At 45.6% G+C, this 11528-nt stretch carries 13 protein-coding genes; 8 read left to right on the top strand and 5 right to left on the bottom strand.

The window, feature by feature from the left end; all coding sequences use genetic code 11:
* Window positions 1-228 precede the first annotated feature (228 nt).
* The 4 genes from cbiT to O9295_RS17165 all read left to right on the top strand — a co-directional run bounded on the left by cbiT (window position 229) and on the right by O9295_RS17165 (window position 3755).
* Window positions 229-819, top strand: a complete 591-nt coding sequence (gene cbiT, locus O9295_RS17150; RefSeq protein ID WP_288034085.1) for a precorrin-6Y C5,15-methyltransferase subunit CbiT — start codon at window positions 229-231, stop codon at window positions 817-819.
* A 42-nt stretch (window positions 820-861) separates the two neighbouring features.
* Window positions 862-1779 carry a phosphatidate cytidylyltransferase gene (locus tag O9295_RS17155; RefSeq protein ID WP_147072142.1) on the top strand — a complete coding sequence of 306 codons (918 nt, stop codon included), beginning with the start codon at window positions 862-864 and terminating at the stop codon, window positions 1777-1779.
* A gap of 53 nt (window positions 1780-1832) precedes the next feature.
* Entirely contained in the window at window positions 1833-3350 is a 1518-nt protein-coding gene (cobA, locus tag O9295_RS17160) for a uroporphyrinogen-III C-methyltransferase (protein ID WP_288034087.1), read from the top strand.
* Between the two features lie 78 nt (window positions 3351-3428).
* Complete coding sequence (locus O9295_RS17165) at window positions 3429-3755, top strand: coiled-coil domain-containing protein (RefSeq protein ID WP_288034089.1); 327 nt, start codon at window positions 3429-3431, stop codon at window positions 3753-3755.
* 67 nt (window positions 3756-3822) lie between these two features.
* Here the strand turns inward: O9295_RS17165 and O9295_RS17170 are convergent, their stop codons facing one another.
* From O9295_RS17170 to bchM, 5 genes are all read right to left on the bottom strand, one after another.
* Window positions 3823-4170 carry a carbon dioxide-concentrating mechanism protein CcmK gene (locus O9295_RS17170; protein WP_008200430.1) on the bottom strand — a complete coding sequence of 116 codons (348 nt, stop codon included), beginning with the start codon at window positions 4168-4170 and terminating at the stop codon, window positions 3823-3825.
* 104 nt (window positions 4171-4274) lie between these two features.
* Window positions 4275-4583, bottom strand: a complete 309-nt coding sequence (locus O9295_RS17175) for a carbon dioxide-concentrating mechanism protein CcmK (RefSeq protein ID WP_002732196.1) — start codon at window positions 4581-4583, stop codon at window positions 4275-4277.
* 51 nt (window positions 4584-4634) lie between these two features.
* Window positions 4635-5129: a peptide-methionine (S)-S-oxide reductase MsrA gene (gene msrA, locus O9295_RS17180; RefSeq protein WP_190721806.1), complete on the bottom strand. Its 495-nt coding sequence runs from the start codon at window positions 5127-5129 to the stop codon at window positions 4635-4637.
* Window positions 5122-5889 (bottom strand): 3-methyl-2-oxobutanoate hydroxymethyltransferase, encoded by a 768-nt coding sequence (gene panB, locus O9295_RS17185; RefSeq protein ID WP_147072148.1) that lies wholly within the window; start codon window positions 5887-5889, stop codon window positions 5122-5124. Before panB ends, msrA begins: the two co-directional genes overlap by 8 nt.
* A gap of 3 nt (window positions 5890-5892) precedes the next feature.
* Window positions 5893-6585 carry a magnesium protoporphyrin IX methyltransferase gene (gene bchM, locus O9295_RS17190; protein WP_061430942.1) on the bottom strand — a complete coding sequence of 231 codons (693 nt, stop codon included), beginning with the start codon at window positions 6583-6585 and terminating at the stop codon, window positions 5893-5895.
* 208 nt (window positions 6586-6793) lie between these two features.
* On the opposite strand from bchM, the gene pyk reads away from it, so the two are divergent.
* The 4 genes from pyk (at window position 6794) to O9295_RS17210 (ending at window position 11390) form a co-directional block, all read left to right on the top strand.
* Window positions 6794-8215: a pyruvate kinase gene (gene pyk / locus O9295_RS17195; protein WP_002758171.1), complete on the top strand. Its 1422-nt coding sequence runs from the start codon at window positions 6794-6796 to the stop codon at window positions 8213-8215.
* Between the two features lie 234 nt (window positions 8216-8449).
* On the top strand, window positions 8450-9247 hold the full coding sequence (gene modA, locus O9295_RS17200) for a molybdate ABC transporter substrate-binding protein (protein WP_288034094.1): 798 nt from the start codon (window positions 8450-8452) through the stop codon (window positions 9245-9247).
* Window positions 9248-9250: 3 nt separating this feature from the next.
* Window positions 9251-11089 (top strand): molybdate ABC transporter permease subunit, encoded by a 1839-nt coding sequence (modB, locus tag O9295_RS17205; RefSeq protein ID WP_288034091.1) that lies wholly within the window; start codon window positions 9251-9253, stop codon window positions 11087-11089.
* A gap of 118 nt (window positions 11090-11207) precedes the next feature.
* Complete coding sequence (locus O9295_RS17210; RefSeq protein ID WP_288034092.1) at window positions 11208-11390, top strand: hypothetical protein; 183 nt, start codon at window positions 11208-11210, stop codon at window positions 11388-11390.
* The last annotated feature ends 138 nt before the right edge of the window (window positions 11391-11528 follow it).

An 11528-nucleotide genomic window follows, 5' to 3' on the forward strand; every position in this document is an offset into this window, starting at 1 on the left:
ATCCCCGCTTGGGATTTACTTCGAGAAGCCCAAAATCGCTGAAACCCAGATAGATCAAGGAAAATCATCAATCGAGGTTAACCCTTTGTCCCGTAATGGTTTGAGCCTTTTTTGCTGACCGAAAACGCCTAAGTCCCACTAGAAAAGTCCCTGTTTACTTAATAAAGAAACTTGGACAAATTTATATAATAATGCTTGGTAGTGAAGCTTCTCAATAATTGATTCCCCATGACTTGGTTATATAAAACCCCCGGTATTCCCGATGAATTGTTTGAACGTTTGCCCGGGATTCCCTTGAGTAAACGCGAGGTGAGATTATTGATGATTTCCGCTTTGAGGTTAGGTGATGGGGGGGTTTTCTGGGATATCGGGGCGGGAACTGGCACTATTCCCGTTGAAATTGGCTTATTATGCCCCAATAGTCCGATTATTGCCATTGAAAGGGATGAAGAAGTGGCCAGTTTAATCCGCCGTAATTGCGATCGCTTCGGGGTAAAAAATGTTACAGTTTTTGAAGGCAGCGCGCCCGATTGTCTGCCCAATATATCCCTAGCACCCGATCGCGTCTGTATCGAGGGCGGCAAACCGATTAAATCGGTTCTGCAAGAAGTGTGGCAACACCTGAAACCCAACGGCCGCATCGTGGCTACGGCCAATAATTTAGAAACCCTCTATCAATTTTCCGAAGGCTTTTCTAATTTACAGGCGCGTAATATCGAGATTGTCCAAGCGGCAGTAAATCGCCTAGAAACTAGGGGTATTCACCAAGTTTTTGCCGCCGTTGATCCCATGTTCATCCTGAGTGGCGATAAACTTTAATTGGGGATAACCTTCCATAAAGTTTTCTTAATCTATATAATTATGACAATGCCGCCTAACTTCTCTGGATTAACCATGCCTTGGCCACGCATTGTCAGCGCCATTTTTGCTATTGCCTTCGCACTGGGAATTATTATCGTTGGGGGTTGGTATTTCACCCTCGGCATCGGTGTTATCGTCTTTTTGGGACAATTGGAGTATTTTCGCTTAGTTCGCGCTAAAGGCATTGAACCGGCCGCTAAAACCACTCTCGTAGTTTCGCAATTATTACTACTGACGGCAACTATGGCAGCCCCCCTCACCGATGCCATGTTTCCCCTCGCTGGGGCGTTAATTTGTTTTTATCTGCTCTTTCAGCCCAAAATGGCGACAATTGCCGACATTTCCACCTCAATTCTCGGTCTGTTTTATGGTGGTTACTTACCTAGTTATTGGATTCGTTTACGGGTCGGTTTTTCTCCTGAAAGTGGTCCGGTGGCTATGGCCAGTAACTTACCCCTGATGGGATATTGGCCAGAATCGTGGATGGAACCGAAATTATTCCCGGCCGCTTTGACGGTGACTTTTCTAGCTTTCGGTTGCATTTGGGCCGCCGATATCGGAGCTTATATCATGGGAAAATGGTTAGGTAAAACCAGTTTATCGCTGATTAGTCCTAAAAAAACCGTGGAAGGTTCCTTTTTTGGCATTTTAGGCAGTATAGCGGTGGCCGAGTTGGGTGCTTGGTATTTAGATTGGCCCTATTGGCAGCTGACGGGCTTAATTTTGGGCTTATTAATTGGTATTGTCAGTTTATTGGGCGATTTGACCGAATCGATGATGAAACGCGATGCCGGGGTCAAGGATTCCGGGCAGTTAATCCCCGGTCACGGTGGTATACTTGATCGCACTGATAGTTATGTCTTCACCGCTCCCCTAGTATATTATTTCGTCACTTTACTGCTGCCCTTGTTGCGTTAGTAATTTGTTTCTTCTCCAGTGCTAAATTCAAGATTAAACCCAAATTTGCGATTATGTCAGGAGTCGTCTATCCCCGGGGTAAAGTTTATCTTCTCGGTGCGGGAATCGGTCAGAGCAGTTTTCTCACCCTGCAAGCGCGAGCAATTTTAGCCACGGCCGAGGTTTTGCTGTATGATGCCCTAGTGGATAGTCAAATCTTCTCCCTCGTGCCGAAAACCTGTGTTTTAGTCGATGTGGGCAAACGGGGAGGACAACCCGGCGCCGAGCAAAATCAGATTAATCGGATATTGGTTAATTATTGTCAAGAGGGAAAACGAGTTATTCGGCTCAAAAGTGGTGATCCGGGGGTTTTTGGGCGAGTATATCCTGAAATGTTGGCCCTAAAGCAGGCTGGCTGTGATTTTGAACTGATAACTGGAATTTCCTCCGCTTTGGCCGCTCCTTTATTGGCCGGAATTCCCCTGACCGAAAAGGATATTAGTCGCTGTTTTGCGGTCTTGAGCGCTCACGATCCCCAGTCTCTCGATTGGTCAGCTTTAGCTAAAATTGATACGCTGGTGCTATTGATGGCCGGTCAGTCTTTAGGGCAAATTATCGAGAAATTATGCCAAAATGGGCGGAATATTCACGACTCGATCGCTATTATCCGCCAGGCGGGACGCAAGGATCAACAAATTTGGCGCGGCACTTTAGAAAATATTCTCGCTCAAACCGCCGGGGTGTCCCTCTCACCCTCTATTATGGTCATTGGTCAAGTTGTGGATCTGGCGATTATGTCCTCTCCCCCACCCCTAGGAGGTAAAACTATTGTTATTACCCGTGCCGCCGAGCAAACGAGTCAATTTAGCGAAATTTTGCAAAATCAAGGCGCAGAAGTTCTGGAAATGCCCGCTTTAGAGATTCGTCCCCCCGACCGTTGGCAAGGTTTAGACGATGCCATCGCTCAGTTACAAGAGTTTGATTGGCTGATTTTAACTTCTGCCAATGCTGTTAATTTTTTCTTTGATCGCTTGACATTTTGGGGAAAAGATGCTAGGGCTTTAGCAACCATAAAAATCGCCGTGGTGGGCAAAAAAACCAGCCAAGTTTTGCACTCACGGGGATTAAAAGCGGATTTTATCCCGGGGGATTTTGTCGCTGATGCTTTGGTAAACGAGTTTCCCGACCCGATTAGGGGGCAAAAATTCCTCTTTCCTCGCGTGGAAACGGGAGGCAGAGACATATTAGTTAAGGAATTAACGGCCAAAGCTGGTCAGGTGACGGAAGTGGCCGCATATTATTCCGGATGTCCGGCACGCATGGATAGTGGCATCTGGGAAGCGTTTCGAGATGGGAAAGTCGATATAGTCACCTTTGCTAGTTCCAAAACCGTCCAGAATTTTTATCGGTTATTGCTGCAAGAAACGGCAGAATTATCGGTTAATTCCCTATTAGAAAAAGTTTGTCTGGCTTCTATCGGTCCGCAAACTTCAAAAACCTGTCAAGAGTTATTTGGTCGTGTTGATATCGAGGCGCAAGAATACACCCTAGAAGGGTTGACTAGCGCTCTAATCGAGTCGAGTAAGACCTGACATCCTCGCCGCCGTAAAACAGACGGCGATTCCCAAACCTGACGATAAACAAAGCCATAAAAATCTAGGAATCTCCCCATGAGTAACCCTATGATCATTGAAACTGACTTAAAAGATATTCTCGCTAAACTTGACAATCGGTTAGAGCGAATCGAAACAAAACTAGAAGTCTTACCGAAAATAGAGGCCGAAGTTTCCCAACTCAAAGAGGATGTCAGAAACCTGAAGGGAATCGAAACAAAACTAGAAGTATTGCCGAAAATAGAGACCGAAGTTTCCCAAATCAAAGAAGATGTCAAAGACTTGAAAGAAACGGCAACGGCTCAAATATGGGCTTTGATAGTCACTGTTATCGGTGCAACTGTTGCAGCAATGATCAAATTCGGTTTTCTGACTAAAACTTAAATCATCATCAAAAACTAAGTTGGAACTAGACAAGTTCCAACCAGTAACAAAAAATTGACCTTGAATATTAACGACGAATCGGTGCGATCGCACCGTCGGCAGCAGCGCGAAAAGGTTCCACTGCCTCGCTATAATCGATCGGTAAAATAGCCACCACGTTATCATGAGGACGGGGAATAATTACCCAGGTTTCTAAAGCTGCCCCCTCGGTTTTATTGACGGCTTCAATGCCGGCAGCCATAGCGGTTTTTACCTCCTGTACATCCCCACGAATATTGAGGGTAAAACGGGCGCTTCCTGCCCTTAAATAACCAACAATCGTGATCCGTCCTGCTTTTACCATCGCATCGGCGGCCGCTAGAATACCGGGGAAACCTTTGGTCTCGATCGATCCCACCGCGGGTTGGGCTGTCATAAATTAACTCCTAATAACAAAAATCAGATAAGTTTAATTGATAGAATCCAATCTATTTTCCAGTCTTTAACTATAGTCTAGTTTGGGGTAAATCGCTAGGGAAATTAACTGCGAAAACGGTCTGACTTAGGCGTATGCTGCACTGGTAAAACTGCCAGGACATTTTCTGGAGGATTCGGTACGATGTAATGACTGACCACATTACCACCAAAAGCGGTCATCGCCGCCGCTAATCCTGCCTCTACTGCTGGTTTAACCTCGGAAATCGGACCGCGAATCGCCACCAAAAATTCGCCCCTTTCCGCTAGATCAAAATAAACTAGGGTGACTCGTCCCCCTTTAACCATGGCATCCGCCGCCGCTAAAACGGGGGGAAAACCCAACGTTTGAATGACTCCGACCGCCTCGGGCATTTTTCCTGATCTCCTGCGAAAGCAACTTTACATTATACCCCGAACCTGTATTTATATTTTCTTCTGGAAATCCGCGACCGATCGAGCCTGTTTTTTCTCCAAATACTGTTGATGGGACTGATCGGCCAGATAATAATCTCCTGCGGGTTCGATAAAAGTAACGATATCTTGCTGAAACTTTCCCGATAGTTGTAGTTGACGCTTGCCAGCAGTGGCGATTAACTTTTGTTCCGGGGTGTGATAAAAAATAATCGATCGATATTGTTCTCCCCGGTCCGGTCCTTGGCGATTTAACTGAGTCGGATCATGAATTGACCAAAAAACGGCTAATAACGCCTCGTAGCTTATCTCTTGGGGATTATAGGCAATTTGTGCCACTTCCGCATGACCGGTAATTCGCGATAACACATCGAGATAACTAGGATTGGGGAAATTTCCCCCCATATAACCCACAGAAGTCGCTAAAACACCAGGTAAACGCCGAAATGCGTCCTCGGTTTTCCAAAAACAGCCGGCCCCAAAGGTAGCTTTTTCGCCGCTATTCATTTCCCCTCACATCCTTGGCAAATTCCACCACTGCTTTTGTAATTGCTTCGCTTAAATTAGCATAAACTTTGGCAAAAGGGGGAGCTTTTTCGGTTAATCCTAGGATATCCGCCGTTACCAACACCTGACCATCACAATCTTCCCCCGCACCGATACCAATCGTCGGGATAGTCAATTTATCGGTAATAGTAGCGGCTAAATTGGCGGGAATATGTTCCAAAACCAGGGCAAATACTCCCGCTTTCTCCAAGGCTAAAGCTTCCTCGATTAATCTTTGTGCATCCGATGGAGTTTTTCCCTGCTGACGGTATCCTAACCGATGGACTGACTGGGGAGTTAATCCGATATGACCCATAACAGGGATGCCTATCTCGGTTAAACGGCTAATAGTCTCGATCATAGCGGGATAACCTCCCTCTAATTTTACCCCTTGCACTCCCGCTTCCTTTAACATCCTTCCGGCGGAGTGAATTGCCTGACTGACACTTTCCTGATAGCTGAGAAAAGGCAAATCACAGACAACTAAAGCTTGTTTTACCCCACGAGACACGGCCGCCGCGTGGTGAATCATCGCCTCTAGGGTGATCGGTAAAGTGGTAGGATAGCCCAAAGCGGTCATAGCCAAGGAATCACCTACCAAGATAATATCAATTCCTGCTTGATCGAGCAGTCGAGCGATCGGATAATCCCAAGCTGTGAGGGTGACAATCGCGCGTTTTTGCTGTTTCCACTCGATTAATTTGCTGGTGGTGACTGCCATTATTTATTCACTGCGGACAGCTTCGAGGATACGGGAAAAATAGAAACGAGTGCTAGTCATACTCGTCCGTTCAATTTTAAAGCCATTTTCGTTGAGAGCGGCGACAATAGTTTTTTCCTTGTGTTGATAGGCGCGAGTGGTTTTACTCGGACCGGGGAAAAATTGACCAATTTTCTTGAGAATGGTTAATAAACAGGTTTTAGGGGCAAAACTGAGGATTAAACGGGATTGAGCTAGGGCTCCCAGGTGTTTAATCATTCCTAATGCTTCTTCTGTGGGATAGTGAATGAGAACATCAAGACAGATGACCGTGTGATATTGGCCGGTTAATGCTTCTAAATCTTGAACGGCAAAGGTGAGTTTACTGGTATCTGCTAACTCTTTGGCTGCTCTTTCCTTGGCTTCTGTCACCATTTTCTCAGAAATATCACTGGCGAAAATAGTTGCGCCCGCTTGAGCGAGGGGAATACTAAGACTACCGACTCCACAACCGGCATCACAGATCGAGAGATTGGGCAAATTGTCATCACTTTCTAACCAACCGATAACGGTATCGAGCGTCTGTTGATGACCGATGCGAATATCTTTTTGTACTTTGTTAACTTCGCCATCCCCATAAATCCGGCGCCAGCGATCGAATCCTGTGGCGTTAAAATAGTCCTTGACTATGGCTTTATCGTCTAATGTGTTGGTCATAACGAAATCTAAACGAGCGGAGATGGTTATTAGTTTATCCTACCTTAAAGATCCCAACCGTTGCCGCTGGGCTGATTCCTGAGCAGTCAGGAAAGGACCCGGAGCGATGGCAACTCTGTGCAAAAGCTTAATTTGTTTTCCACTTCACTTTTAGTTAACCTAAAGTGAATATCATGTAATCGTCCCAAGATTGATTAGTAAGGGTTCCATGTCAATTATTACCCATAGAACTAAGATCGTAGCCACGATCGGCCCTGCGAGTAATTCGCCAGAAGTCCTCAAGCAGATGATCGGTGCGGGGATGAATGTAGCGCGGCTAAACTTTTCCCACGGTAGCTACGAAGATCATGCGAGAGTTGTTACCCTTTTACGGCAAATTTCTCAAGAATTAGACAATCCTATCACTCTCCTGCAAGATTTACAAGGGCCGAAAATTCGCGTTGGTAATCTCCCCAATGGTTCCATTACCATCAACGACGGCGATTATCTCACCCTTGTACCCATGGATGAGTATCGGGGAGAAGCGAACACCGTTTCGATCGATTATCCCTATCTGGCCGAGGAAGCCAAGTTAGGTGAGCAAATTCTCCTTGATGATGGCTTATTAGAGCTAAAAATCGTTGAAATTAACGGAAAAGACCTAAAATGTCAAGTGTTGGAGGGAGGAATTCTCAAAAGTCGCAAGGGAGTCAATCTACCCCGTCTCAATTTGCGCTTACCTTCCATGACCGAAAAAGACAAACAAGACCTAGAATTTGGTCTTTCTCAGGGGGTTGATTGGGTTTCCCTCAGTTTTGTTCGTAAAGGAGAAGATATCAAGGCGATTAAGGCATTTTTAGCCGAGAGAAATCATGCGGATATGCCAGTGATGGCTAAAATTGAAAAACCGCAAGCGATCGAAAATTTAGAGTCAATTATCGAGGAATGTGACGGAATTATGGTGGCCCGGGGCGATTTGGGGGTAGAATTAAGTCCCGAAAAAGTCCCCATGTTGCAAAAACGCATTATCAAACTCTGCAACATGAAAACCATTCCCGTCATCACTGCCACCCAGATGTTAGAAAGCATGATTAACAATCCCCGACCGACTCGGGCCGAGGCTAGTGATGTGGCTAATGCGATTATCGATGGAACCGATGCGGTGATGTTATCGGGGGAATCAGCAGTGGGAGATTTTCCCGTCAAAGCTGTGGCTATGTTGGCCAAAATCGCCCATGATGTGGAAGCGGATGTGAAGTTTGATAATGCTCCCCCCAATCAGTCCGATGAAACTCACGCTCTCAGTGAGGCTTTAGTGGCGATCGATCAAACCCTTGATCTCCGTTATATTGTCACTTTTACCACCTCTGGCTACACTTCGCTACTGGCTTCTAAGGAACGTCCCTCGGTTCCCGTCATTGCCATGACTCCCAATAAACGAGTCTATCACCGTCTCAATCTAGTCTGGGGTGTGATCCCGATTCTTCTTGATCATCAGGTGTCCGTCTTTGAGGATGTGTTAAAGCAAACGGAATCAATTCTGCTTCAGAAAAATCTAGCGCAATCGGGCGATAAAATCCTGATTATGGCGGGAATTCCCATGCAGAAAACTAAAGGCACTAATTTCCTCAAAATTCACAGGATTCCCTAAGTTCTAGGATTCAGGAGTCAGGAGACAGAAGACAGGAGACAGGAGACAGGAGACAGGAGATAGGAGATTATTTCTATTTATTCTCCCCACACCCCACACCCCACACCCTACACCCTACACCCTACACCCCACTTCCCCAAGAAAAACTTTTTGCCGCAAACCCTAGATGCAGATTTTGGGCGGTGGATTGGTTGTGATAGAAATATAAATATCGATCGCTTGCTATCAATCTTGATGAAAAGACGATATTTTCTGGCTTTTATCGGCTCAATTGCCCTTAGTTGCTTATTATCTCCAGACATAAACCTTTTTTCCTCTACTATCGCCACTGCACAAACCCAGACAATTCTAGTTTCTGCCGCCGCTAGTCTCAAAGATGCCCTAGAAGAAATCAAGCCGGGGTTTGAAAAAGCCCATGGCAACATTAAAGTTAATTATAACTTCGGTGCGTCGGGAGCTTTGCAACAGCAAATTACACAAGGTGCGCCGGCCGATGTTTTCCTCTCGGCTGCCACTAAGCAAATGGACGCTTTAGCAAAAGCTGGTTTAATCGATAGAAGTACCAGAAGAAACCTGCTCACTAATCGCCTAGTTTTAATCGTTCCCAAGAATTCCACCCTAAAAATCAGCGATTTTCGTTCCCTGACTAACAGTAATGTCCAAAGAATTGCCGTGGGTGAACCGCGCAGCGTTCCCGTCGGTCAGTACAGCGAAGAAGTTCTGAAAAATCTCGGCATTTTAGAGCAAATAAGACCAAAACTGGTCTTGGCCAACTCCGTCCGTAATGTTCTCGCCGCCGTAGAAACTGGTAACGCCGATGCTGGCATTGTTTACATCACCGATGCCAAAATTTCCGACCGGGTAAAAGTAGTGGCTACGGCTGCCAATAATCTCCATTCTCCGATTATTTACCCGATAGCTGTGATCAAAGCCAGTAAAAACCCGCAAGCTGCCAAGACTTTCGCCCAATATCTCATCAGGAAAGCCGCTAAAAACATTTTTGAAAAATTCGGCTTCGGAATAGCCAGATAAACAATGCCAGACTTTTCCCCCCTATGGATATCCCTGAAAACCGCCACCATTGCCCTGATAATCATCTTTTTTCTCGGTATTGCCGCCGCTTATTGGATGTTAGGCTATCGCGGACGGTGGAAATCCCTAATCGAGGGAGTTTTCGTCGCACCCTTAATCTTGCCCCCGACGGTGCTAGGCTTCATTTTACTGCTCCTATTCGGCAAAAACGGACCATTAGGACAGTTATTAGACTTATTTAACTTTCGCATCGTTTTTACTTGGTATGCCGCCATTATCACCGCGACGGTGGTGGCTTTTCCCCTGATGTACAAAACCACCCTAGGGGCTTTTGAACAGGTGGATGCCAACATCCTACAGGTTGCCCGCACTCTGGGCGCGACGGAGAGAAAAATATTCTGGCGCGTACTTTTGCCCCTCTCCTTCCCCGGAGTATTAGCGGGATTAACCCTAGCTTTTGCCCGCGCTTTGGGGGAATTTGGGGCGACTTTGATGTTAGCGGGTAATATTCCGGGGCAAACTCAAACTATCCCGATGGCGATTTTCTTCGCTGTGGAAGCAGGAGCGATGACTGAGGCTTGGATATGGGTGTTTATTATCATATTAATCTCCCTATCGGGGATTATCGCCGTTAATCTCTGGCAAAGTCAACGTAAACAGCAATTAGGACGACCGGGAGAAAGCAAACCTAACGAGATGGAGGACTGGCTGCCACCCTGGCAGGGTCGCGATTTTGCCCTTTTAGAAGCTGAAAATCAGCATTATAGGGATAAAATAGGCTTATTTGTCGATATAGAGAAATCTTTACCCGGTTTTAACCTCTCGGTAACTTTTAACTGCCAAAATCAGCCCCTAGGACTATTAGGGGCTTCGGGGTCGGGAAAAAGCCTGATTTTGCGATCGCTGGCTGGTGTGGAAACGCCCTCAAGGGGTCGTATTGTCTTAAATGGGCGCATTCTCTTCGATTCCGAAAAGGGAATTAATCTCCCCAGTCGTCAGCGTCGTATCGGTTTTGTGGTGCAGAATTATGCCCTTTTTCCCCATCTCACCGTGGCAGAAAATATCGCTTTTAGTCTCCCCAAAAACTTATCTAAAAAAGTTATTAAACAGCAGATTGCCAACCAATTAGAATTAGTGCAGTTACCCGGCATGGAAAACCGTTATCCCCATCAATTATCGGGGGGACAACAACAACGGGTCGCCATCGCTCGCGCTTTAGCTAGTCGTCCGGAAGCTTTATTATTAGATGAGCCTTTTTCTGCCCTTGATACCCATCTACGCGCTCAATTAGAACGTCAGATGATCAAAACTTTAAGTAATTACGATGGCGTGACAATTTTTGTTACCCACAATATGGATGAAGCCTATCGAATATGTGAGAATTTATTAGTTATGGAAAAAGGGCGGGCAATTGCTAATAATTCTAAACAGAAAATTTTTGAGCGACCAGATAGCGTTAGTTTGGCAAAAATTACGGGCTGTAAGAATTTTTCCCGTGCTATAATCATTAATAATCAACAATTGGAAGCCATTGATTGGGATGTTAAATTACACACCGTCTCCGGGATTCCCGACTATTTAGCTCATACGGGAATTCGCGCCCATCAAATTATTTTTGGTCGAGATTTAGGAGATATTAATACTTTTCCCTGTTGGTTAGCTAATGCCATTGAAGGACCCCATCGGGTGACTCTCTATCTGAAACTTAATCAACCCTCCAACCACGACCGAGATTTTCATATCCAAGCAGAGTTATATAAGGATAAATGGTTAGAAATTAAGGAGCAAGCTTTGCCTTGGACTGTTACTTTATCTCCCCAGCGTTTATTATTATTAAAGTAATGGGTTAATTTTTATCAAGTGCTGACAGATATAGAGCTTCTAAAATCCCAGACCATCCCGTTAAATACCCGCTCGTGTACTTGGTTAGTAAAAATGTTCTATCTGGAGTTATAAAATCATGGCTAAAAAGGAATCTTGTGATTGGATAATGCGAGTGGATTTACACTTACCCACTCCTGATGAAATGCCAGATGAAATGTTAGAAATAGCAGCAGCAATCGCGTGGGTTAATTACCGAGTGGAGGGGCCAGGTTGTCTGTGGCTGATGGTCAATTCCTGCTGTGAACCTAAATTTATGTAGGGCTTGCTGAAAAAGTTTTTCGGTGGTGGCAGGGTGTGGGGTGTGGGGTGTGGGGTGTGGGGTGTGGGGTTTTATCGATTTTCAGGTGGTCAACTACCTAATTTTCAGGGAAAAAGTCCCGGAATTTTCCCCCCAATC

Source organism: Microcystis sp. LE18-22.4A (assembly GCF_027531105.1).
GTDB classification, from domain to species: Bacteria; Cyanobacteriota; Cyanobacteriia; order Cyanobacteriales; family Microcystaceae; genus Microcystis; species Microcystis aeruginosa.

Coding starts and splice junctions, on each gene's coding strand:
- cbiT (WP_288034085.1), top strand. CDS start 229: ATGACTTGGTTATATAAAACCCCCGGTATTCCCGATGAATTGTTTGAA.
- O9295_RS17155 (WP_147072142.1), top strand. CDS start 862: ATGACAATGCCGCCTAACTTCTCTGGATTAACCATGCCTTGGCCACGC.
- cobA (WP_288034087.1), top strand. CDS start 1,833: ATGTCAGGAGTCGTCTATCCCCGGGGTAAAGTTTATCTTCTCGGTGCG.
- O9295_RS17165 (WP_288034089.1), top strand. CDS start 3,429: ATGAGTAACCCTATGATCATTGAAACTGACTTAAAAGATATTCTCGCT.
- O9295_RS17170 (WP_008200430.1), bottom strand. CDS start 4,170: ATGACAGCCCAACCCGCGGTGGGATCGATCGAGACCAAAGGTTTCCCC.
- O9295_RS17175 (WP_002732196.1), bottom strand. CDS start 4,583: ATGCCCGAGGCGGTCGGAGTCATTCAAACGTTGGGTTTTCCCCCCGTT.
- msrA (WP_190721806.1), bottom strand. CDS start 5,129: ATGAATAGCGGCGAAAAAGCTACCTTTGGGGCCGGCTGTTTTTGGAAA.
- panB (WP_147072148.1), bottom strand. CDS start 5,889: ATGGCAGTCACCACCAGCAAATTAATCGAGTGGAAACAGCAAAAACGC.
- bchM (WP_061430942.1), bottom strand. CDS start 6,585: ATGACCAACACATTAGACGATAAAGCCATAGTCAAGGACTATTTTAAC.
- pyk (WP_002758171.1), top strand. CDS start 6,794: ATGTCAATTATTACCCATAGAACTAAGATCGTAGCCACGATCGGCCCT.
- modA (WP_288034094.1), top strand. CDS start 8,450: ATGAAAAGACGATATTTTCTGGCTTTTATCGGCTCAATTGCCCTTAGT.
- modB (WP_288034091.1), top strand. CDS start 9,251: ATGCCAGACTTTTCCCCCCTATGGATATCCCTGAAAACCGCCACCATT.
- O9295_RS17210 (WP_288034092.1), top strand. CDS start 11,208: ATGGCTAAAAAGGAATCTTGTGATTGGATAATGCGAGTGGATTTACAC.